The following is a 24903-nucleotide window of genomic DNA, read 5'->3' as shown; positions in this document are numbered from 1 at the left end:
GCAATGTCTTTCTTATAGAGAACGATTTGTACTATGGCTTTTTGGTTTTTTCTCTACATTATTCGTGTATAATAGTCAGAGATTGTTTAAAGCTAATATCGAAACAAAAACTGCTTGGTTGAAATGGGTTTATCAACATAGAAAAATAATTTTTTTTTTGAGTATTTCTAGCGGAATAATTTCTGGTTATTTATTCTTTAAGTTATTAAATAAGGTAACACCTATAGTTGTTTTGCTATTTATTTTGGCCATTATGATCTCGCTTTTTTATGTCATAAAAATAAAAGGAAGAAGCTTACGTGAATTGCCATATGTTAAAATTCATTCTATTGCTTTGACATGGACATTAGTAATAGTATCATTTCCAATACTTAATGAAAACATATATGATTTGGATATTTTACTGATTTTTATTCCTGCTAACTACATTTATTTTGTAGCTGTAGCAATCCCATTTGATATTCGAGATTTGAAGCATGATTCACTAACACAACGAACTATTCCACAAGTTGTCGGCATTAGAAACTCAAAATTAATTTCAATTTTACTGTTGATTTCAACAGCACTAGGAATTGGAATTGTCTTTCCAAATATATTGAATACACTAACATTTGTAATAGCTCTTTCAACACAAATAACCTTAATTGTGCTTACTACAGTTAATCGCCAAGAAATATATTATTCTTTACTAATAGATGGGGCAATAGCATTATTAGGAATAAGCTATTTAACTATTAATAATTAAAATTTTTATGACCCTTCATAAAAATTTGGTAACAAACAATAGATATTCATTGTTTGTTACCAAAGTCAAGAGCCTAAAGTTCAATGCGCTAATTACAGAAGTTTGTCGTACCTAAAGGGCTTTACAGGATATTTCACATAATAAGGAATTATAGCTATCAAATGGACTCCTCTTATAAAGGTACTAATGATAATATTTATGCTATAATGTTCAGCGTTATGTAACTTAAGCTTTGGTTAAAAGAGAAAGCTGCTACTAAATTCTATTTAAAAAAAATATTCTATAAAGCTTCTTCTACAATATTAATGAAATACTTTTTATGCGACGACGTAGGAGGGAAGCGCAATATGAGTGGAATGGAATGCGCTATTGTAATTTATAAAAAGAGCCTATCAAAATAATTACTTTCAATAGACCCTAATTTATATTGCTTAATGATCATGACCCGAATGATCATCACCTTTAGCTTCACCAGACTGATTCATTGCCATTTCGTGGTCGTATTGACAACAACCCGGTAAACCCTTGTAAGCCTCTTCGCTACCCGCTACTTTTTCGGTATCATAACCAGATGCCGCTATGGCCTTATGAATTGCCATTGCATCCGTTTTTGTATCATCAAAAGAAACATCAATCTTCTTTTTATCTACATCCCAATTTGCACTTGCTACACCATCAACACCATTGGCTGCTTTTTCAATGGTATTTTTACACATACCACAATTACCCCTAACGCCAAAAGACAGATCTGTCATAGCCATGTCTTTGGACATTTCAGTAGTAGTTGCTTCCATTTCTTTTTTGGTTTCGTTTTTACAACCAGTTAAACCCAATGCTGCTAGTACAGCTACACTTAAAATTACTTTCTTCATTGTTTTAAAATTTAATTAATCTATTACTTGTTTTACTTCTCCACAGGTAAGCATTGCATCACCAAAATATGGATTGATTACTTTTTCTTCTTTGCTCAACCAATACGCACCGTTGTTGTTATCTGCCATTGGGCAAAATTCTACATACACTTTTTCGTTAACACCAAACAGTTGTACCGCATTTATTAAATGAGATGAAAGGTGCTTAAAATGACCCCTTTGTACTTTTATATCAGACGTTTTAAAAATAGAGGTTGCAGAAGATTTTATGTCGCCTGTCAATGCCATCCAATGCGTATGAGCGTTCGTGTCTGATAATAATTTCATGTCTATTTCACTCAATTTGTTCAGTAAACTTGTTGCGCTAATTGAAGTGTTTTTTGAATCCTCTTTTACCAAAGCATCCTTTAAACGGATGTATTCATTAAAAACTACCCTTAATTGCTCTCGAAATTCCTCTGGCACTTCCAATCGTTCATTCCTATGCGTATGGCCGCTTTCTTCATTTGAAACATTAGTATCCATTCCTAAATGCCCTTCATGACCCGTCATGGTTTTACCACCATCCTTATTCATCATAGACTTTTTACCCTGCAATTGTGCCGCTGCATCTACCGTAAAAGTTCCGTTAGTTACTACTTCATTACCAGTAGATAGGCCTTCCAAAACTTCATATTCATTACCCATTTGGTTGCCCAAAACAACTTCACGCATTTCAAAAACGGTTTGGTTGGGGTTGGTTTTTAAATAGACTACAGAGCGTTCACCCGTCCAAAGTACAGCAGAAGCGGGGATGGTCAATACCTCTTTACTTTCATTCTTCATACCATCCATATTTGCAGTAACAAACATGCCAGGTTTAAATATATCTTCCTTGTTATTGAGTACCACACGCAAGGTTACCGTTCTTGTTTTGGTATTTAATACAGGATCAATAAAATCTACTTTCCCTTTAAATTGTTTGTTGGCATAAGCATTTGTAGTTACCAAAACCTCTTGTCCCTTTTTAAATACCTCTATTTGGTTTTCGTACACATCAAAATTGGCCCAAACCGTGTTTAGATTGGCTATTTTTAGTAGGGGTTGGCCTTGCTTTATATAATCGCCTTGTTCAACCAATTTTTCGGTAACCGTCCCAGAAACGGTTGCATACACTGGGAAGTTTTCTTTTACCTTTTGGGTTTTTTCAATCTGATTGATTTGATTATCAGAAAGTTTCCACAATTTCAATTTATTACGAACCGCTTTGTATAATGCTGGTTGCGATTCCTTTAAAGCTGCTGCTGTGATCAATTCTTGCTGTGCTGCATACAATTCTGGCGAATATATGCTTGCTAATAGCTGCCCTTTACGAACGGCTTCTCCTGTAAAGCTGACATTTAAACGTTCAATTCTTCCCGAAAAGTAACTTACCTGTACCGCATTGGCTTCTTCATTTACGGCAATTTTACCAGATAGTTTAATAGTATTGTCTTCAGCATTTCCTTTGCCTACTACGGTTGTTTGAATGTTGGCCAGTGCCATCGCGTTTTCAGTGAGTTTAAACTGATCTGCCAATAAGCCATCACTACCACTTGCAGCAGGAATTAAATCCATACCACAAATGGGGCAATCACCTGGTTCTGGCTGCATAATTTGCGGATGCATGGAGCACGTCCACATCTGATTGGTTTCTGTAACCGCATCATGATTGTGGCCAGATTCTACCTTTGATGAGCCACCAAAGAGCAACCACCCCAATAGTAGCCCTACTACTAATATGCCTGTATAAATTATATATTTTTTCATTTTAAAAGATGTTTAATAACATTAGTATTGCCATTACAATCATAATAGCGTTCTCTATAAAAGTGGCTTCTGTCATTGGTAGTTTAAGGGCTGTACCCAAACAGGCACATCGAATAGCTTTCTTATCTAAAAGTGTTTTGGTAACACCAATTGTGGTAATTCCTAAAACAACAAGTGTAATAATGAGGGCAATGTTTATTTGAAAGCGCATTAGGAACATTATGCCTAAAGCAGTTTCAATAAAAGGGTATATTTTACCGTAAATAGGAAGGCGTTTTGCTAAAGGGTCGTACATACTAAAGGATTCTGGAAAGCCTTTTAAGTCCAACATCTTAAAGAAACTAAATACAATGTAGAATAAGCCCATAAAATCTAGCATAAAGGCACTCCAAGACCAATTTTTATAGTGAAGTAAAATACTCGCTGAAGCGATATAAAAAATAATAAGCAATAGAGGTTTTAATTGCTGCAATTTGCTTTTTTCTTCTTCCATTGGCATTGCCGACATATTTGAAGAAGTAAACACATTCTTCGCTTTCTTTTCAGATAAGGTATACTTTTCTGGTAATGCTTTTTGTAATATATCAGTCGAAATGTGCTTATCCATTTTCAATTCTGCTTCACCTTTTTCAAGATTAACAGAGACCTCTGATATGTTATCTATTTCACTTAAATATTTTTCTACGGAAGCTTTACAATTATTGCAAGTCATTCCTGTAATTTTATATGTGTGTTTCATTATTGCTGTGTTAAATAATTAATAATTGTGGTCTGTACATAATAGGTTTTTACAGACTCTATTTGGTTTATTTGAAATTTGAGTTGCAGTTCCTGAATATCTAAAACGTCATTAAAATCAATCGTTCCAGTTTCGTAGCTTTTTATTAAGATGCTCTCTGCATCTTTGGCTTGCTTTAAGTTTTTAGATTGTGTGCTATAACTTATCCTGGAAGAGATACGCTCATTAATGGCCTTATCTAAAAGTGTTTTCAATGCATTAAGCCGCTCTTGTTTTTGGTAATTAATTTCTTGTTGTTGCAGCTTGTTTTGTTTGGTAACGGATTTGTGTTTTTTATTGAAAATGGGGATGGATACCGAAACCATTGGCATTACAATATCTTTACCGTTGTCAGAAAAGTTCATATTGGGCCGCTCGTCAACATTAATATAGTCCAAACCAAAGCCAATCATAGGGCTGCTTTCTTTTTGGTTCAATAATTCAGATTGTGCTATGGATTGGTATAGTTTATCATATTTCAGCAATTCTGGATGCAATGCCAAACTTTCAGTTTTTATTTCAAAGTCTTCTGAAGGCATCATTAAACGATCTACCACAGTAAGAGCAACATCATTTTCCCTGTTTAAAAGATTGTTAAGATTGGTTTGTTGGGCCAAAAACTGTTGGCTTAAAACATCTTTTAGTTGTTGCATTTCATTTTGACGCATTTGCAGGCGCAATACATCTACCGCAGATGCTTTACCCACCTCAACAGAGGTTAGTGCCAGTGTTTCATAGGTTTTAAGCAGTTCTATATTTTGGGCGAGTACTTTTTGCTTCGCTTTGTTGGCATATAAATTATAATAGGATTGCGATACCGATGCCATTAATTTTCGTTTGGCAATTACAATGTCTTCATATTTTGCATCTGCCAATGAACCTATGTAGTTTTCCCGCGAAGTAATGGTGCCAAACCACGGCAGCATTTGTTTTGCCGATACTTTAAAACGTTGTGCTCCCGTACGTGTTTCTGGTTCGCTCACAAAATAACCTACGCCAAATTCGGTATTGGGAATGGTATTGACTTCGTTTACTTTTTCGGAAGCTCTTTTGTATTGCAACTCGAATTTCTGAATTTCGGGATTGTTTGCTAAGGCTTCCTCAATAAGCGTTTCCAACTCTTGGCTTTGTGCCGAAAACACAAAGCATAAAGCACAAAGCACAAAGCCAGTTTTTATATTGATTTTCTTGTATTTCATGTTGTTGCTCTTTTAAGTTGAATTTCGGCTTTCCAGCTATACAATACCGGAACTACAAACAGGGTTATTAGGGCTATAAGCATTCCGCCAAAACTTGGTATTGCCATGGGTATCATAATATCGCTTCCACGCCCTGTAGAAGTGAGTACGGGTAATAATGCCAAAATGGTGGTTGCTGTGGTCATTAAACAGGGTCTTATTCGTTTTTCTCCTGCTTCTATAATTGAGGCTCTAATTTCTTTACTGTTTTCTGGTGTGTTTCTTTTAAAGGTTTGTGTTAAATAGGTTGCCATAACTACACCATCATCTGTTGCAATTCCGAAAAGGGCAATAAACCCAACCCAAACGGCTACACTTAAATTTATGGGGTGCATCTGGAATAGGTCTCGTACATTTTCGCCAAAGAGGTTGAAGTTTAAAAACCACCCTTGACCATACAACCAAATCATAATAAAACCGCCTGCAAAAGCTACGGCAATGCCCGTAAACACCATTAATGAGGTGGCCACAGAACGGAATTGGAAATACAGGATTAAAAAGATGATTACCAATGCTAATGGCACAACCACAGAGAGTGTTTTTTCGGCTCGTAATTGATTTTCATAGGTTCCTGTAAAGGCATAGTTTATTCCTTTAGGTACAATCAACTCACCAGAGTCTATTTTTTCTTGAATTAGTGCTTGTGCGTTTTCAACCACGCTTACTTCTGCAAATCCGTCCAGTTTATCAAACAATACATAGCCTACTAAAAAGGTGTCTTCACTTTTAATGACTTGTGGTCCTTGTTGGTAACGAATGCTTGCCAATTCGCTTAATGGTACTGGGCTTCCTGATGAAGCGGGCACATAAATTTGTTGCAAATCGGTTGGGTTTGCTCGCAGTTCTCTTGGGTAGCGTACACGTACGCCATAGCGCTCCCGACCTTCTACGGTTTGGGTTAATACCATACCGCCAACTGCCACTTTTAATACGTTTTGTACTTCTTGTACAGAAATGCCATAGCGTGCAATTTTTTCTCTATCAATATCGATCAACAAATAGGGTTTGCCTACAATGCGGTCTGCAAAAACGGCTTCTTTTTTTACACCTTCGGCTTGTTTAATGATGTTTTCCAACTCAACGCCAAAGGCTTCAATTTGTTTTAAGTCTTGTCCTTTTACTTTAATTCCCATAGGTGCACGCATGCCTGTTTGCAGCATGACCAAACGGGTTTCAATGGGTTGCAGTTTTGGTGCTGATGTAACGCCGGGTAGTTTGGTGACGTTTACAATGGCGTTCCAAATATCGTCTGGAGATTGCATTTCCGGTCGCCAGTTTCGGTAAAACTCACCATCATTGTCTTCTATTAATTGGCCGCTTTTAATTGTGCTTAGGGTGGCACTTTCAGTCATATTGGGGTTTGCTATAAAACGGCCATCCTTCAACTCAAACAAACCCTCTTCATTTACTTTGTAGCGTTGTCTTTCTCCATCAGCATTCAACATATATTCTGGTTTGTACTGAATGATGTTTTCATACATGGATAGTGGTGCTGGGTCTAAGGCAGATTCTGTACGTCCTGCTTTACCAACTACGGTTTTAATTTCCGGAATACTGGCTACGGCCATATCCAATTGCTGTAAAACCCTTTTGTTTTCTTCTACACCAGCATGTGGCATTGAGGTTGGCATCAATAGAAAAGAGCCTTCATTTAAGGATGGCATAAATTCTTTGCCTGTATGTTTCATAATGAAAAACCCTGCTATAACTATGGCTGTTGGTACTGATAAAAACAAAAGCTTATGGTCTAAACACCATCTTAAAATGCGGGTGTAATATTTTATGAATAATGAAAAAACACCCAATAAACCAAAGCAGATGAGGCTTACAAAAATGAGGTTCCAGAAAATACTTTTATCTACGCCTAACGGCCTCCAGTATTGGGCTAACAGGAATACTATGGCTGTTGCCGAAATAATGATATTGATAAGATTGGCTTGTTTGCCTGTTATCTTATTTTGTAGCTTGAGAAGCGCTGTAATTCCGAAAGCCATCACTATGAATCCTAACCAATACCCGTAAACCACAGCGGCAAGACCTACTGCTATTAAAGCGCCGTTTAAAACATATTTAAAATGGGTTTTAATGCTTTTCTTTCTGAATAAAAATGCTGCAAACGGGGGGATTAAAAATAGGGCCACAATAATGGATGCTGTTAGTGCAAAGGTTTTTGTAAAGGCTAATGGCCTAAATAGTTTTCCTTCTGCACCAATCATGGTAAAAACTGGAATGAAACTGATAATGGTGGTCATTACTGCGGTTACAATGGCGCCAGAGACTTCGGCTGTGGCGTTATAAACTACGGTGTTTATAGGGATGAGGCTTCCGCTGGAACGACTCTCGTCCAAGTGCCTTATAATGTTTTCTGAAAGTATGACACCTACGTCTACCATGGTGCCAATGGCAATGGCAATTCCAGATAGTGCGACAATGTTTGCGTCTACACCAAAGAGTTTCATGGCTATAAATACCATTAATACGGCTACTGGTAATAATCCTGAAATTAATACTGAAGCCCGTAAATTGAATACCATAATGATGATGACCAAAATGGTAATTAGTATTTCTAATGTTAATGCTTCATTGAGCGTGCCTAATGTTTCTTGTATGAGTTCTGTTCTATCATAAAACGGCACTATGGTTACTTGTGAGGTTCTTCCATCACTTAATACTTTTGAGGGTAATCCTGCACTTAATTTGTTAATTTTCTCTTTTACGTTATTAATAACTTCCATTGGGTTTGCTCCGTAGCGTGCTACTACAACGGCTCCAACAACTTCGGCGCCTTCTTTGTCCAATAGTCCTCTTCGGGTTGCCGGACCTAATGAAACTTTACCTATGTCTTTAATTCGTATGGCTGTATAGTTTTCTGAAGTAACGACTGCATTTTCTATGTCTGAAATGGATTTTACATAGCCTAAACCGCGTACTAAATATTCTGCATTGTTTATTTCAATGGTTTGCGCACCAATGTCTTTATTACTTTCCTTAACTGCTTTTACAATATGATGCAATCCAATATTGTATTGACGCATCAATTCTGGATTGACATCTACTTGGTATTCTTGAACGTAACCGCCTATGGATGCGACTTCTGATACGCCACTTGCCGAGGATAGGGCATATTTTACATAGTAGTCTTGTATGCTGCGCAATTCTTGTAAATCCCAACCTCCTGTTACGTTTCCGTTTTCATCACGCCCTTCTAGTGTGTACCAAAATATTTGCCCTAATCCTGTGGCATCTGGTCCCAAGGCAGGATTAACGCCTTCTGGTAACAATCCGCTTGGTAATGAGTTTAGCTTTTCGAGAATACGGCTTCTGCTCCAGTAAAATTCTATATCTTCTTCAAAAATGATATAGATGCTTGAAAAGCCGAACATAGATGAACTGCGTATGGTTTTTACTCCCGGAATGCCAAGTAAAGATGTGGTTAAAGGGTAGGTGATTTGGTCTTCTATGTCTTGTGGCGAACGGCCGTCCCATTTGGTAAATACAATTTGTTGGTTTTCGCCTATATCTGGAATGGCATCTACTGCTACTGGATTGCTGGGTAAAAATCCTGTATCCCAATTAAAGGGCGCATTTACCGTTCCCCATCCTACAAAAAGGACGAGTAGCAGCACGGCAACGAGTTTGTTTTCTATTAAAAATTTGATGCTTTTATTTAGCATTGGCTTTGATTATTAAACAGTTAGACATTGGTGTTTTAAAACACCGTATACAGCAAATTATCCGTATAGCATGAAGCCATAGGATAACACAGTCTAAAGTTTAAAAATCAAATTAAATAGGTCTCGTCAATCTTGTAGATACGCCTTATGACGAGTGGCGGTTTATACTCTTCGTAAGTGGATACGTTTTTATCTAATCCTTCAAAAAGGTTGATATAGGTGTAAACAAATGAGGCTATGAATACTTGTTGCTCAAACGTAATTTTGTCTACTTGTAGTTGTAATTCGTCTTGACCGGCAACAACTAATTGTTTATCGTCGCAACAATTCTTTTTTGTGATAGCGCAACCTTGGGTTGAGGGGTTGTCCATTTCCATGCCACACCCTTTGGCTTTGTGAAACAGGGAGGTTTCTACTAAAGTATCGCCACAATAATGCATATTAATAGTGAATGACATTGTAGAGAACAATACTACAAAGGCCATTATAAAAGATGCTATTTTATGAGATACTTGTTTCATAAGCTAATTGCAAAGTTAAAAAAATCTAATATACTTTAGTGAATTATTTGTTAACTAACGTAGTTTTTCTAAACCGTTTCAGTAAAACCTGAAAGCATTAAAAATAAAAACCTTTCAATAGTTATCATTCAAAATAACGTGATTGAAAGGCTTTTAATCACCAATCATCTTAAAAACAACAATAAAAAAACTATTCTAAAATTCTTGATGTAAAGTTCTTAAAGAATTGATTGTTTTCTATGAAATTATTGGCATGATGTGTTTAAATTTCGGAAATCAAAACAAAAATGAATCAAAATATATCTAAGTGTTTCTGAAACTGGCAGGTGTGCAGCCTTCAAATTTTTTAAATGCACCGTAAAAGGTGGCTTTTGAATGAAAGCCTGCTTCCATCCCTATACCTTCAACCGAAAGGTTGTTATTGCCCTCGTTTTCAAATAATTCTTTAGCCCTTTCTACCCTAAATTTATTGATGTAGGTATTAAAATTGACGCCTTTTTGATTATTTAAAGCATACGAAATACGTTTTGGGTGTATGTTGGTGGCCTCTGCAATGTCTATAATTGTAAGGTTGTCTTTTGTAAAACATTGTGAATTCTTGATATAGGTTTCAACTGTTTCAATGATTTCTGACATTACTTCAGAAGTCATAAATTCAGATTGTTTTACTTCAGCAGTAGTTGTTGTATTAGAAACCGTGTCTATGGGTTTAGTTGTTGTTGCATTTGGTAAAGGTTCTTTGTCAAATTGAGAGAAAACTGAAAAAAGGGAAGTGATATTCTCTTGTACAATACCTTTAAATGATACCCAATATATAAGTATCACATTAATAACAACAATAAAATAATACCATTGTTTGTCATCAATAAAAAAGTTTATAATTAGCAATAATTGAAAGCCTATACTGGCATATGTAAAAAAACGGGCCCAATTTAATTGCTTTTGAAAAATAACAGAAAATTGATTTTCTATTTCTTTCTTATGGATTTGTATCCACCTAATAATTAATACTCCAATCCAAATGGAATACCCCAGACCTAGAATAAAATAAACAACGGCAAACAAAGATGCTTTTAAACTTAGTTTTATATGGGTTGGGAGTAAGAATATTACAATACCAATAAGAACTTCTAAAATACCAGGTATTAATGTCCAGTAGCTAGGTGTTTTATTACCAAATACTGATATTTTTTGAATATAAATATAGAATAAGGGGTAGGCTAAAAAATGAAAATGAACGGGTAATAGTTCTAGATGCGGATATACTTGAAGGAGCCCTAAATCATTTAAGATGTTGGGAATAGGCTCTAATGAAAATAGCAGAATAAAAAGTCCTAAATATAAAGTGGGCCTGTTCTTTTTTGAGTGTAACAGCAAAAGCATGCCCCCAAAGAGTAAGCCTTGGATAACACCAAGAAGGTCTATAATGCTAATAAAATTGTAATTAATTTCCATAAAAAAAGCTGTGAATCTTGATTTTTAAAGTCAAGATTCACAGGCTTTAAAGGTACAACTTTATGATAAAAAGGTTTTTATCTAAGTTAAAAAATTAAATTTTCTCCTTTATTTTTAAATCAAGTTTTTCTAAAAAAGCATCTGCTTCTGCAAGTAATTGATTTTCGGTTTTATGGTTGTCTGTTGTTATGTAACCAAAAAATATATTCCGCATATTTTTATGATGCTTGTATAGGTGGGCTTCAAATTTTGCGCCTTCATTGGCATGGCCTTTTCCATGTGTTGCCATAATCAATACTTTAAAGGTTTTAACTCCTTTTATCACTTTTTCAAAATAATGATGCTCATCAATCTGGTTGTGTCTTATTGAATTCATCTTCTCCTTTTTTAATAAAAGCCAATTGCCCTCATGGTGGTATGCGATATCATCCTGTTTTTTAGATATAAATTGGTAGATTATAGCTTCTTTGCTATCTATTTTCAATAACCCAATTTTTAATAATCCCATTTTTACTTTTATTCTTATTTTGTTTGTTTTACTACCCGGTCGTTTAAAGGTTGCTCATTTCTATAATTATTAAGCGGCATTAATTTTTGTAGTTCTTTTACCTGTTTTAACGAGACCGTAATTGGGTTTTTAAATACAAACCAATTTACACCTTCAGTACATGGCGGGGTGGTTAAGGAGCCTATATAATTATAATAGCCTTTGTTATTTGGTAAGTTTTTATTTAAATCAAATGAAGCATCTATTGTTTTTGTTTGCCCTGTTTTTAACGGAAGGTAGCTCTCTAAGAATGTAAATGGCTCACTATTTTGGCCTTCCTTTACCATAACTGCGAGTACTACAAACTGATTGTTATCACTTACATGTACCATATGAATGACCATTGGGTAACGAATACCATCTATGGTATGTTCTGATGCTTCATGAAAGTGTATCTGCTTCAGTTCATACTTATCTCCTTTATAATTTAAGTAATCTCCTGGTTCAAAATTATATTGAATGGAATGCCCGTTATTCACTACTTCGTGAATTTTTGTATTGGTTGCGTAATGTGTATCTAGATCTTTTAACGTATTATCTACGGTTGCATCGGTACTTATTATATTAATGGGAGATTGGTGTTTTCCTCCACAATCTGAGTCTTTTTCAAATTCTGCCCAGTGTTCGGGACCCGTTTCTCCTTGATAACTCCAGTGAAGCTCATCGTTATGAGTTTTATATCCTTGATTACTTTTACAAGCGAATGCTAAGGCACATAATGCGCAAACTAATATTGTTTTTACTCTTTTACTCATTGTTTTCTTAGTTAACTTTAATTGGTATTTGTGAATCTGTGGTTTCATTTTAATTGTTTTTAATTTATAAATGGTATTTTATGGTAGTTTGTAAAATGTTGTTGTTGATGAAGTTATGGTTACTATTACCTGCAGGCGCAAAAGCATCCAAGTAGCCTATTCCTATTGAAGCTTTTTTAGACAGGGGATATGTGAGTCCAGCATAAAACCAATTTTGATTGATGCTTCTTGGAACGATACCTTTGTCTGTATTGAGCCATATTTCATCAAAAGCGGTTATCCCAATGTTTTTACCTTCTGTGATTTTAAACAAAGGCATACTCCATGTGAAGCGGTAACGAAATCGCATTTTAAAATCGGTACCATCTATATCATAGTTGCCGTTAGGCATTTGCAACACTTTTTCAATAAATCGCTGTTCCAGGCGAAAACGATGTTTGAAAGAAGATTTGCCTGATTTATGGGCAAGCTGTAATTGTTGCCAAGCATCGTTTTCATTGAAGTTGCGCGTACTTCTGTAATTTCTTGAATAGGTATATCCAACAGCAAGATCGACCGTTTCGTTATATTTATAATGAAACGAAGGCCTCACAAGTATTTGCTGCCAGTCTGAAAGAAAATTGGTTCGCCTAACATGAGCTTCATTTTTGAGGTAAAAGTTATCGTTGAGTTGAAAGTCAACAATTAGTGAATTCCAAGAACTATACTTTTCTTGGGTCTGTGCTATCGTAAATATGGGGATGGATAGAAACAGATAAATAATGATTTTTTTCATTGTCTTTATGTTTTAATTTGACAATGCAAAGTTTCAGAATAGCAAGTTATAAAGCGAAAAAAAGGCTCACTTACAGGTGTAGAAATCGGAAATCTAAACGTGTTAAACTTTTAGGAATTGATTTTAATAGTCTTTAGAAGTTGTATAAATGAAGCATGACTTCCTGAGATATTTTATATTATATCCTTGTGTTTTGTAACTTGAGCTTTGGCAATAGCGAAAGTTGCTGCTTGAGTTTCTATTTTCTTAAAAAAAAATATTTCTAAATGTTTTTTACAATGTAAATGGAACACTTTTTATACGACGACGTAAGGGGGAATTATAAAATGTGTGGAATGAGATTTCAGTTATTTGTTTTAACTTTAAAAAAAGATAATTTTTATTTTGAAGAATTTTGACTTTTGGAGAGTATTAGAACCAATATTATTGGGGGGAATAGCGAACATAATAATTAATTACATTTTTGACCCCAAAAACCCTGACTTTCTCTTAAATGAGTTTTTAGTAGCCTTCATGTTTGCTTTTGTGGTAACAGAAGTAAATCGAAAAATTAATATGGTTCTTGATAAAAAAATTAGTTGGACGCATAATTTTAGGAAGCGTTTTATTTATCATTTAATTTATTTAACTATATCTCTAGCCTTAATACTCAATGTACTTGGAAATATATATCTATGGATAATTGGCGATGGTTTTCATACGATAAATGAATTATTGATTATCAATTTGAGTGTTCTTATTCTAGCCTTTTTGTTAACAGTACTTAAATGGGCTACTCATTTCTACAATAATTGGAGTAAAGCAGAAATTCATCTTGCGGATTCTACGAAGAAATTCGATGAGTTAAAATCAGAAATTGGGAAATCAGAACAACAAATTGAGTTGTTGAAAAGTAATGACATCTATAGAATTAATGTAAATGATATACGACTTGCAAAAATAGAGTACGGTATAGTCTGGGTATATTTTGAAACAGATAATAAAGGAGTGTATCAAGGAAAATTAAACAATTTAAAAATGCTACTTCCTGATTTTTTGTTTTTTCAAGCAACGCGTAATACGGTTTTGAGAAAGGATATCATAGTTTCAATTTCTTCAGCTACTTATGGTAAAATTGATGTGAAACTTAATGAAAAACTGCTTGCAGACAATACATTAACCGTAAGCCGACCTAAAGCATCTCAATTTAGAAAATGGTACAATAGCAATTGAATTGCTTTTTGATAGCAACTCAAGTATTTTGATAGTATTTTCATTGCTTCAAAGGTGTTTCCTTTTATTTCTTTGTTTAGTAACCTTAAAAAAAGAACAATGAAATTATCAAAATCAAAGCTCGTCATTATGTGCTTAATTGCACTTTCTGGTATTTTTATCTATTCTGCAACTTCTCAAACACCACATCAAAAATTAAATAAAGTTCAGAAATATATGGATATTGCAACTGCAGAAAAATTAGCAGGAGTTGTAATTTATATTAACAGCCCAAAATATGGCAAATGGATTGGAGTATCAGGCTATTCAGATATAGAAAATAAAATTCTTATTAAAAAGGAAGATATTTTTTCGTTAGCAAGCATAGGAAAAACATATAATGCAGTTGCAGTATTAAAACTTATTGAAGATGGAAAATTAGGATTGAATGATAAAATTAAAAAATATTTACCACAAGAAATTACAGATAGTATTCCGAATGCTAAAGAAGTAACTATAAAACATCTTTTAGGTCATACTTCTGGGTTTCATAATTACAATAGACATCCAGTATTAAATGAGTTATATTTAACCGGCAAATTAAAGTTAGATACTTTATCGCATATGAATGCCTTAAGAAGATACGCCTATGGTGTCTACCCACATACAAAACCCCTTGGAACCTATCAATATAGTAGTACAAACTATTTATTACTAACAATGATAATGGATAGTATACTTCCTGAAGGACATGAAGCATATTTAAGAAAAAACATTTTAACTAACAATGGATTTTCTAACTCGTATTACAAACAAACACCACCTAATAATTTAGTGAACCATTATGGTGATATTAATAAAGATAACGTTATTGAGAACCTCTCGAATGAAACTGTAGAAACCACAAACTGGTATAGTGGTGATGATGGTATTTATGCTCCAATTGAAGAAGCTGCGAGTTTTCTTCAAAAATTAATAAAAGGAGAAATATTAAAAGAAGAGACCCTTGAAGATATGATGACATGGAATGATGCTAAAAATCCCGATTATGGATTAGGGTTAATGGCAGATAAAGGCTTTCCCTATAAATTTTTAATAGGACATTCTGGAAGAGGCATAGGAATAACTACAGATTTATATTATTTCCCCAAACAAAAAATGACAATTGCCATTTTTTGTAATACAGGATTACGTTCAGGAACCAAAGATATTTCAAATGCATATTACAAAATGAGAAAAAAAATTATGATGAAGTTATTTCTATTTTAACTAATTTGTAATTTGTCCCTCATAAAATTTTTGTAAAGCAAGAGGAGGGTGGAGGCGTCTAATTATAGCTACAAATAGCAGGATGTTTCTTATTTAGTACCAAACCCAAAGCTCAAAAGTTTAATGACCCCCAGACAATAGTTTATTGTATCTACGGGACTTCCTGGGATATTTTACATAATATGGAATTATAGCTATCAAATGGCACGATTGGGCAAAACGGCTACACATGAACATTTGTACTATAATGTTCTGCGTTATGTAACTTTGCTTTGGTAAAAGCGAAGTTCTTATCTCAAATTTTCTTTTATTTTTTTCTTCTCAAATGTTTCTTTAAAAATGTAATGGAATACTCTTTGCCCGAAGCGACGATAGGAGTGAAGTGGGAATGTGTATGGAATGAGATTATTTTATCTAATTTTCAATCAATTACGGAATTCCACAATAAGTTACTTGTTAAAATTAACTAAATTTGACTATGGATTATTTTACACTTTGCGTCACTTTTATCTCTCTTTTATTAGGTATAGCCTATCCTATTTTAATACAAATCACATCAGAAGACAAGTATTCTTCGGAAGCTATACTTGACCTTTTCGAAACTAGTAATGGAAAGAAATTTTTTACAGTAAATTTAATAATATCTCTAGTTTTAGTACTCTTAGTGTATCTAAAATTACCACCTCTTTTTACATTCAATGTTGAGTGGCTGGATTATTTATTTAGTAATTCAGCTAAGATTTTACTTCTGATTTTTTCTGTTCTTCTCATAATAAATTTCTTTAGGCTTATTAATTTAATACAGACATTTTATAGAACCACTAAGCTTATTGATTATTTAGGGAAGCAAAGGAAAAAAGTAATTGAGAAAAATGATTTTATTTCTTTTGAAGGAATGTCAGATATTTTGTTTTGGTCTATTCAAAATCAAAATTTGAAAGTTGCAAAAAAGGTTAGTTCTTATTTCTATGAAATATTTCAAGAATACAGAGAAAATTGGGATAAAGAAAAGGATAAAAAAAATGAAGGTTTAATTTACCCTGATTTATTTTATGGAATGGTTTATAATACAATAGAGCAAAGTGTAAAAGCAGACAAAAACAGTTTCAAATTTTTAGAAGCAAGAACAAGTGGTTTAACTTGGTTACTTGGCGAGTTTAGATGTCCAAAGATTAGTGAAAGAACTTATGTCTGGATGTGGAGAAATATCGTACTAGCAATTGAAAATAATCGATTAGATTTAGTTTTTATGCATTGGAGTAGTGCACATCAATATTTTCAAATGAATTTAGAGTATTTAACACCAGAGTACGACAATTCTGCTGATGAATTAATTGTAACAAACCAAAAACTATTAGATGAAAGAGCTAAAGAAAGAGAATTGTTTTTAGAATTCCATTATGCATTAGGAGGTCTACTTCTTTACAAGAATAAAGTAAAATTTATTAAAAAACTGTTTGGATATACAACAAGTCAACCAGCTGATTATTATTTATTACCAATACATATGAATCAAGTTTTTCATATGTTTTTTAAATTTTTCGACCCAAATGAAAGACATTTTCCTTGGATAACAACCAAATATTATTTTCCAGATTTAGATGGAGTAGGAGCTCAAGGAGTAATTAAAAATTGGGTATGCCAATATATTAGTATACTCTTTATAAGACAATTTAATATTCACGCGTTTTATACTTATCAAGCACCAATTGAAAACCCAATTCTACCAACAACTACATCTGAAAAAAGACATTGGCTTGATAACATTAGTTATTTTAAAGAAATAATTAAAGATAAAGTCAATGATAAAGAATTAATGGATAATTTAAATTTTAAAGTTGATTCTCCATACTTGGAAAAAATCAATGAAATAGAAATAGAAATTAAAAATGATTTTGATTATGCAGAAAGAACAGCAGTTCCTTTAGATGAGAAAGTAGAGTTGTATTATAAAACAGTAAAAGAACTTTTGACTCCTGCTTTTAAATCCTTAAAACCTTTAATTAATATTAAGAAAGAACCAGATAATACTGAAACAGATGTTTTCAATATGAATGGGCAAACTAATTTAACTGAAAAGGGTTCTTTTACAGACAATGGAATTGCTCATCTTAATTTTCATAGTTTTTTACCAGAAACTACTTCAAGGAAGTTTAAAGAGAATTTGTCTTCAATATTTTATGTGAATTCAAAAGAGCATTATTATGTAACACAAGAAGATGCTTTTAAAGCCGTTGATAATCTTAAAATAAATTCAGAAAATTACATTATTGTAATATTTGGAGTTATGAATTTTAGTTATTACATCAATAACTTGAATGTGGATGGATTAAGTGAAACTAATTATAAGGGAATTGACATTATAAGTTTCCCTGTTAGTGTTAGAAATGTTGGAACGTCATTATTTGTAATTAAGAAAAAGCATTTACCTTGGATAAACTTTAATGAAATCCCAGAAGAGTTTGTTAATTTATATGAACTAAAGCTAATAAATAAAAAGTATAAACTATACAGTTCTGTATCAGATTTAAATACTAACAATACATTACGAGAAGCCATTATTAAAGAAGGTAAGGATAAAGACACTGATTTAAAAAAGTATGTATATCAAGGAATTAACTATAGAACAACTTTAAGGTTTAGTAAAAAATCTAAGCTTGTTAGAATTCAAATTAAAGGATATTTTGATAATGATAGAAAAACGAATAGTTTGAATGATATCAAGAAGTTTTAGAAAAAATGGTAGAGTAATGAAGAGTTTCTTTAAAGCTAATCTCTATAATTTTGGAGTTGAATTAATGTCCAAACAAAACAAGAGGCAAGGAGTCCATTTTTTAATTAGCACTAATGAAATATAAACCTATAATACATAGTGAAAAAAGATAAAAAATATTACGGAGATATTTGGTTTGTAGGTAAAGAAGAGCAAAAACAATTTTGTGTTCTCATTTTTAAAGATGATGATATATTTCTTGAAACGAATCTATACTCCGAAAAAAGAGTTTATAAAGAATTACAAATTATAGGTACATTCACAGGTGTTGGTTATGTCACTTTTATTGATTGTAGAATCCAAAGTTCTACTTCTGGCATTTCAGAACTAAGAATATATAGACCTAAATATACATTCGTTAGCCCAAGTCATTTTATTAATGGAATTGATTTACAAATCAAAGAGTTCTCTGTTGAAAATAATGCTATTGTTAAATGGGTGAATTTTATGAACTGGTTCGATACCGAAACAAATAGCTTATCAAAGAAAGAGTTTAAAGATGAATTCAAAATTGAAAAAGAAGGACTAATAATTGAAATTCAACATTACATCAATTATCATTCAAAAAATCGTTCAGAACTTCATATAACAAATAAAGGAGCCATAAAATTTACTTTAGATAAGCCAGTTGCAATTCTAAAGGCTATTGAGATTTATAATCAGTTCCAAAAAGTATTACAGCTATTAAGAGGTGGCTCAGAAAAATTTAGTAAGTTTAGTTTTAAATGCCTAAGTTGTAATGAATGGAAAGAGATTTATTATAATGATAAAAATCTATCTAAAAAAACATCCACTTTTGTTCATACTAATTATGACGAGATAACAGAAGACTTAAATAAAGTCTTGGAAGTAGCTTATAATGATAATGACTTTAGGTTTTGCCTAGATAGATTGATGGAGAACTTTATTACAAACCATTCTAGTCATAGTAAAAGATTTACAAATAGCATATCGGCATTCGAGGCATTTTGTAAAATATACTCGGGTATTAATTCTCCTAACTTAAAGAAATATATAAAACACTATGAATCTGTTTTTAAATTAATAGGAAAACTAAGCGATGATGATTGGGAAACGTTTCCTAGTAAACTAATAAGATCTAGGGATTATCACGTTCATAGCAATTTAAATAATAAAAATATTTTTACTGATTTCGAACTGTTATATATTAGTTTTTTAATTGATTATGTTATTGGATATCTACTTTTAAAAAATATAGACGTTTCTAATTTATTACTTGATAAATTTATAATGCACGGTAATTCTGTATATGTAGATATGAAACGTACTAATCAAATATTGGGAACAAATCCATTAGAGAATGAATAGTGAATATTTAAAATATGAGCTAAAAGATTTAAATTTAGAATTATCTAAAAAACCAAATGGGAGGGAAGAGGTAGATTTTTTAATTGGAGACAATCAATTATACCTAGAATCTATTGATTTAGACACCATACAACGTAGTCTTAAAATATCTAAGCAAGATTTAGGAGAATTAAAAAGAAACTTGTTTATCGCCTTAATATTAGTAATAGATAAAGAACCAAAAGTTGTTTATTTAATTCCATCAGAAGATTTATCGCAAAATAATAGTAACACGTTTATTGAGAACGAAGTAAGTTTAATGCCCAGTTTATCCAATTGGGAGATTAAAGTATCTACCAATTCAATTCCAGAATTAGCAAAATACTCGCTGGAAAATATGGTAGAAAAACTAAAAGCTTAGTTTTATAATATTATGTAAAATAGAGCGTGCGTTTTTACCCAGATGAAGCGATGGCAAAACGGCCTCAGAAAACTTTGGTCAAAACAATAGGTGAATGAGCGTACATATTTTAGAGGTCTAGCAATACATATTCTTAACAATAATAAGGTTTAAAGCTAGTTCAAATCAATCTTAATTTGTTCCAATGCTTTCTAAAATATAGCGATTGAGCCGTGATTGTTTCCAAAGTTTTGTGCAGCCTTGATTTTTTTGTTTCTTTTTTTATCAAGAAAAAAAGATAATAATAAACCATTAATAGTAACGATTTCAAATTCCAGTTCTAAATGTTGTTAAACAACTTAAAACAAAAAAGGTTGAATAATAGCACAATTAGAGAAAGTGTACAGAAATTATCTCGCAGAGTAATTTTGTACTCTTGCGGAAACCTTTACGAGAATGTCGTAGAAAAAAATATTGCAGGATTATTATCGAATACGCGATTTTTAAACAAATCTAAAAGGTTAGCTTTTTTTTGGCGGTGGCTATGCGGTTGGAAATTGTGTTTAGAAATAAACGCCAGAAGCGTTTAATTTATAAAAAGCAATCGAGCGCATAGCAGCGGCAATTTTACATAGCGTCTAATTATAGTACAAACAGCAGAATGTTTCTTGTTTAGTACGAAACCAAAAAGCCAAATGTTTAATGACCCAAGTACTACAGTTTATTGTGTATACAAGACTTTATGGGATATTTTACATAATACTACATTATAGCTATCAAATGGATTTCTCTCATAAAATACCAATGATAACATTTGTACTATAATTTATATTATGTAAAATAGAATATTTTAATGTATGCCCACTAACTTGAAAAGATGTTAATTAACAACTAATTAATAAATATTGTTTTTTTTGCAAATACTCATATCGTATATTTGCTTTCCCTTTAATTTATCAAGATAAAATGAAGCCGAAAACAAAACCAAAATCGAAGTTTGGTAAATCACGTTTACAATTACTGCACCAGTATTATTCGTATACAGGGTTTTATACATTTGTATGGCAAGCTGTAAAGAAAGCTTTACCGTACATTATTGCTATAGTTATTGCTATTTATGTAATAAATCACTTTTTTGATATTAATGCGGCTTTAACTCGACTTACAGAAGTATTGCCTGCTTTTGGAGTATTAAGTTTTTTCTTTGTTTCCGAAACCCTTTTAGGCTTAGTTCCACCTGAAGTTTTTATTGCTTGGGCCGGAAAAATGTATAGCCCTTGGTTTTATCTAAGCATTTTGGCTATTTTATCATATACGGGTGGACTTTTATCGTATTGGATGGGTAGAACTATTACTAAAATACCGTCGGTTCATAATTACTTAGAAGTAAAAATGGAAAAGCAGCTTAAAAACTCAAAAAAATGGGGAGGCTTTTTAATTGTTGTTGGAGCCTTATTACCTCTGCCCTTTTCTATTTCATGTATTGCAGCTGGAATTATTAAGTTTCCTTTTAAGAATGTTGTATTATATGGTTCATTAAGATTGTTACGCTTTGCTATATACGGACTTATAATTTTTAACGCGATTTAAAAAAGTCTAAAATCATACGGTTTTTAGCCATTTCTATTCTACTTTTGCAGAAATTAAATTTTCATGTTTTCTCTTATAAATATTTTCAGACTTGTTGCCCTTTTAGAGGGTGTTTCATATATCCTTTTACTATTTATTGCTACACCTATTAAATATTTAGCTGAAGATCCTCAGTATGTTAAACTTTTAGGAATGCCTCATGGTATTTTGTTTATAGCCTATATAGCTTTTGCTTTTGTTTTCAAAAAAGATTTTTCTTGGAATAATAAACAATTTATCATCGTGCTTTTAGCATCTATTATACCGTTTGGGACATTTTATGTAGGCAGAAATTATTTAAAACCTGTAAAATAAATGAATAATTATAAACATTTGCTTTATGACTATTTAGTATCCGTTGGCACCTCAGAAATTACTGCCAAATATTTAAATATGTTGGCACTTTTAATTGTGCTATTGCTTATTGTATTTATTGTCGATTTTATTATTAGGAGATTGATTAGAGGTACTTTTACACAATTTGCAAGTAAAACAAAAACTAATTTTGACGACATTTTAATCACTAATAAAGTCCCAAGGAATATCGCCCACATCATACCTTTATTGATAGCTTTAGAATTTATTCCAATAGTTTTTTTTGATTTCCCTTCTTTTGAAAATATAGTTGAGAAAGGGTTGCAAGTTTTTGCTATTGTTTTAACACTTTGGATTGTTAGAAGTTTATTAAACACATTAAAGGATTACTTAAAAACCTTACCTCGTTTAAAAGATAAGCCTATAGATAGTTACATTCAGGTGTTCATGATTTTTGCTTGGTTAGCAGGTTTCATGTCAGCAATTGCTATAATTACCGATATACCTTTTTTAAAGTTTGTTACAGGCTTAGGAGCTATATCTGCTGTTGTGATCTTAGTTTTTAAAGATACAATTTTGGGCTTTGTTGCTAGTATTCAGGTATCTATAAATGACATGGTGCGCATTGGAGATTGGATAACTTTTGAAAAATATGGAGCAGATGGAGACGTTATTGAAATTAACTTAGCTACTGTTAAAGTTCAAAATTTTGATAAAACCATAACAACAATTCCAACATATGCTCTAATCTCTGATTCTTTTAAAAATTGGAGAGGAATGACAAGTTCTGATGGAAGGCGCATTAAAAGGGCTTTATTTATTAAGCAAGACGGAGTCAAATATTTAACTGATTCTGAAGTTGAAAAGCTTAAAGATATTCAATTAATATCATCATATTTAGAAGCACGTCAAAGCGATATTAAATCTTATAATGCAGCTAATAATACAAACAAAAAACTTTTGCTGAATGGTAGAAACTTAACGAATCTTGGCGTTTTTAGAAAGTATATTGATTCGTATTTGAATCAGCACCCAGCTATTAATAAAGATATGATGATTATGGCACGACAGTTAGCACCAACAACTCAAGGTGTTCCTTTAGAAATATATGCCTTTAGCAGCGATAAACGTTGGGAGAATTATGAATATATCATGTCCGACATTTTTGATCACCTTATCGCGGCACTGACCTATTTCAATTTAGAAATTTTTGAATTACCAAGCAATTCATCTTTCAACCCTTAAAAAGGCTACTTAATTACCAGCTTAGACGTTTCTTTATTATTTATCTGAATTAAATATAAGCCAGGGCTAATATTTTTAAAATTTAATTTAACTTCATTTACATCATTATAATCTATATCGAATATTTTCTCTCCTAGTAAAGAATACAGCTTTGTGTTATTAATTTGTTTGCCTTTTATGATTAAATCTTTATCTGACTTTATAGGGTTAGGAAAAAATTCAAATTCTTTGATTAAATCTTTGTTCACAACAGATAATGGAGAGCCCAAGTTTCCTGATAAAGCAATAACCAAAGATGTTCCTTTATCAAAGTTAAGTGTGTTTCCTGCTGCATCTACTTGATTTGCAATATTCCCTGCATCTGGATGCTGAATAGACAGAAATAGATATTTATAATCTGGAGTAAAAGTAATCCCTGTTGGTTCAGAACCTGTTGGGGTACTGCCAAATATTTCAACATCTGGACTAGCTTGTGTGTGCCCGTTTTTAACAACCCAAATATAGCCTTTACCACTATCTTGTAGTACCCATAAATTCCCGTCACCATCAAACGCGAGGTTATCATTTCCGTTGCCCCAAGCAACAGATGTAGTGCCAGATCCATCATTTACATCGTAGCTAACACCACCTCCAACAAATGTTTCCATGGTTACAGTAGATGCTGTAGCTTCTAAAACATCTGAATCAGAAAACCTATATACAGTTCCCTCTCCTTTTACAGCAAAATATACCATGCCATCTGGTCCTATCTCTACATCTTCAATACCATTAAATACTGTTGCATCATGATCTCCTGGTCCACTTTGCGTTAATGTTGAATTTTGTTCAGATTGAGTAGAATTATCTAAAAGAATCCAACTACCAACACCATTTTTTAACCCTTTGAAAACATAAAGATTCCCACTGCTTAAATCTTGAGCTGTGTTTGCTACAAATTTGTACAAATAACCTGGATTAGAATCTGCACCTTGATAAACAGTTCTATCATTTGAATGAATCGTTACATTTTCATGAGCAAAACTTCCCATGGCATAATGTTTCCCTACAACTGTTTTAGTTGCAGGATTGATTTCAACATTCCAACCTAAATCGTTATAGCCATCAGGAACAAGTATATCTCCAACAACACCTTCTTCACAAGAAATTACATTTCCCCATGACGTTACAGTTCCAGAACAATTGGCAGCTGTACCACCAACTCCAGAGAAATCTAGATCTTCTGACGCTGTGCTTTCCCATAATTCAGTCGTGGCATTAAAATTAATATCAAAAACCATAACACCTCCACCTCCATCTGTAACTGCACTTCCTTCTGAATTTATACTTAAATAACCATTGGTACTGCTATTGGCTATAGGAACATAAGCAGTAAAGTCTGGTTTAGGCTTAAAAGTACCTCCTTCACTTAAAGGGTCTCCAACTTCACCAATTTTTTGAAACGTATGGCTTGATGATATTACAAATGAAGCAGATTGAGCAACAGTAGGATCAATGGATGTAAAATCTCCAATGTTTTGAGAATTAACAATATAGGTGTTGATAAAGAAAAGGGACAGTATTGTAATTTTTAATAGTTTCATAATTTCTATTTTTAAAATTAATACTGAAAATAGTATCCATAAAAA

At 32.7% G+C, this 24903-nt stretch carries 20 protein-coding genes; 9 read left to right on the top strand and 11 right to left on the bottom strand.

All coding sequences use genetic code 11. The features are described from left to right. The first annotated feature begins 82 nt into the window (after positions 1-82). Complete coding sequence (locus tag M3P09_RS08750; RefSeq protein WP_249972834.1) at positions 83-745, top strand: UbiA prenyltransferase family protein; 663 nt, start codon at positions 83-85, stop codon at positions 743-745. A gap of 431 nt (positions 746-1176) precedes the next feature. On the opposite strand, the gene M3P09_RS08745 is transcribed toward M3P09_RS08750, so the two are convergent. From M3P09_RS08745 to M3P09_RS08700, 10 genes are all read right to left on the bottom strand, one after another. Then, positions 1177-1617: a heavy-metal-associated domain-containing protein gene (locus M3P09_RS08745; RefSeq protein WP_249972833.1), complete on the bottom strand. Its 441-nt coding sequence runs from the start codon at positions 1615-1617 to the stop codon at positions 1177-1179. Between the two features lie 15 nt (positions 1618-1632). Further along, positions 1633-3405 carry an efflux RND transporter periplasmic adaptor subunit gene (locus M3P09_RS08740; protein WP_249972832.1) on the bottom strand — a complete coding sequence of 591 codons (1773 nt, stop codon included), beginning with the start codon at positions 3403-3405 and terminating at the stop codon, positions 1633-1635. 1 nt (position 3406) lies between these two features. After that, positions 3407-4144 (bottom strand): heavy-metal-associated domain-containing protein, encoded by a 738-nt coding sequence (locus tag M3P09_RS08735; RefSeq protein WP_249972831.1) that lies wholly within the window; start codon positions 4142-4144, stop codon positions 3407-3409. After that, the gene (locus M3P09_RS08730) at positions 4144-5382 is read right to left on the bottom strand and encodes a TolC family protein (protein WP_249972830.1); all 1239 of its coding nucleotides are present in this window, start codon (positions 5380-5382) and stop codon (positions 4144-4146) included. The genes M3P09_RS08735 and M3P09_RS08730 overlap by 1 nt, the downstream gene beginning before the upstream one ends. Continuing rightward, positions 5379-9095 carry an efflux RND transporter permease subunit gene (locus M3P09_RS08725; RefSeq protein WP_249972829.1) on the bottom strand — a complete coding sequence of 1239 codons (3717 nt, stop codon included), beginning with the start codon at positions 9093-9095 and terminating at the stop codon, positions 5379-5381. The genes M3P09_RS08730 and M3P09_RS08725 overlap by 4 nt, the downstream gene beginning before the upstream one ends. Before the next feature lie 107 nt (positions 9096-9202). Next, positions 9203-9616 carry an HYC_CC_PP family protein gene (locus M3P09_RS08720; protein ID WP_249972828.1) on the bottom strand — a complete coding sequence of 138 codons (414 nt, stop codon included), beginning with the start codon at positions 9614-9616 and terminating at the stop codon, positions 9203-9205. 303 nt (positions 9617-9919) lie between these two features. Continuing rightward, positions 9920-11071, bottom strand: a complete 1152-nt coding sequence (locus M3P09_RS08715) for a helix-turn-helix domain-containing protein (protein WP_249972827.1) — start codon at positions 11069-11071, stop codon at positions 9920-9922. 94 nt (positions 11072-11165) lie between these two features. After that, positions 11166-11579 (bottom strand): hypothetical protein, encoded by a 414-nt coding sequence (locus M3P09_RS08710; protein ID WP_249972826.1) that lies wholly within the window; start codon positions 11577-11579, stop codon positions 11166-11168. Positions 11580-11593: 14 nt separating this feature from the next. Continuing rightward, entirely contained in the window at positions 11594-12421 is an 828-nt protein-coding gene (locus M3P09_RS08705; protein ID WP_249972825.1) for a carbonic anhydrase, read from the bottom strand. Between the two features lie 16 nt (positions 12422-12437). Beyond that, positions 12438-13148, bottom strand: a complete 711-nt coding sequence (locus tag M3P09_RS08700; RefSeq protein ID WP_249972824.1) for a DUF2490 domain-containing protein — start codon at positions 13146-13148, stop codon at positions 12438-12440. A 384-nt stretch (positions 13149-13532) separates the two neighbouring features. Between M3P09_RS08700 and M3P09_RS08695 the strand changes: the two genes are divergently transcribed. The 8 genes from M3P09_RS08695 to M3P09_RS08660 all read left to right on the top strand — a co-directional run bounded on the left by M3P09_RS08695 (position 13533) and on the right by M3P09_RS08660 (position 23278). Next, a complete protein-coding gene (locus tag M3P09_RS08695) occupies positions 13533-14360 on the top strand; it encodes a LytTR family transcriptional regulator DNA-binding domain-containing protein (protein WP_249972823.1) in 828 nt (275 codons plus the stop codon). Between the two features lie 99 nt (positions 14361-14459). Beyond that, positions 14460-15608, top strand: coding sequence for a serine hydrolase domain-containing protein (locus M3P09_RS08690; RefSeq protein ID WP_249972822.1), 1149 nt, complete (start codon positions 14460-14462; stop codon positions 15606-15608). A gap of 478 nt (positions 15609-16086) precedes the next feature. Continuing rightward, positions 16087-18342 (top strand): hypothetical protein, encoded by a 2256-nt coding sequence (locus M3P09_RS08685; protein WP_249972821.1) that lies wholly within the window; start codon positions 16087-16089, stop codon positions 18340-18342. Between the two features lie 138 nt (positions 18343-18480). Next, complete coding sequence (locus M3P09_RS08680; RefSeq protein WP_249972820.1) at positions 18481-19710, top strand: ApeA N-terminal domain 1-containing protein; 1230 nt, start codon at positions 18481-18483, stop codon at positions 19708-19710. After that, entirely contained in the window at positions 19703-20110 is a 408-nt protein-coding gene (locus M3P09_RS08675; protein ID WP_249972819.1) for a hypothetical protein, read from the top strand. The genes M3P09_RS08680 and M3P09_RS08675 overlap by 8 nt, the downstream gene beginning before the upstream one ends. Positions 20111-21055: 945 nt before the next feature. Beyond that, a complete protein-coding gene (locus M3P09_RS08670; RefSeq protein WP_249972818.1) occupies positions 21056-21679 on the top strand; it encodes a YqaA family protein in 624 nt (207 codons plus the stop codon). A gap of 63 nt (positions 21680-21742) precedes the next feature. After that, the gene (locus M3P09_RS08665) at positions 21743-22033 is read left to right on the top strand and encodes a DUF3817 domain-containing protein (protein WP_249972817.1); all 291 of its coding nucleotides are present in this window, start codon (positions 21743-21745) and stop codon (positions 22031-22033) included. After that, positions 22034-23278, top strand: a complete 1245-nt coding sequence (locus tag M3P09_RS08660) for a mechanosensitive ion channel family protein (RefSeq protein ID WP_249972816.1) — start codon at positions 22034-22036, stop codon at positions 23276-23278. A 5-nt stretch (positions 23279-23283) separates the two neighbouring features. Here M3P09_RS08660 and M3P09_RS08655 read toward each other — a convergent pair whose 3' ends face one another. Then, positions 23284-24858: an alkaline phosphatase PhoX gene (locus tag M3P09_RS08655; RefSeq protein WP_249972815.1), complete on the bottom strand. Its 1575-nt coding sequence runs from the start codon at positions 24856-24858 to the stop codon at positions 23284-23286. Between the last annotated feature and the right edge of the window lie 45 nt (positions 24859-24903).

This window comes from Jejuia spongiicola (assembly GCF_023502325.1).
GTDB classification, from domain to species: Bacteria; Bacteroidota; Bacteroidia; order Flavobacteriales; family Flavobacteriaceae; genus Wocania_A; species Wocania_A spongiicola.
The sequence above is the reverse complement of the archived record's forward strand: the minus strand, read 5'-3'. Positions and strand labels throughout refer to the sequence as shown.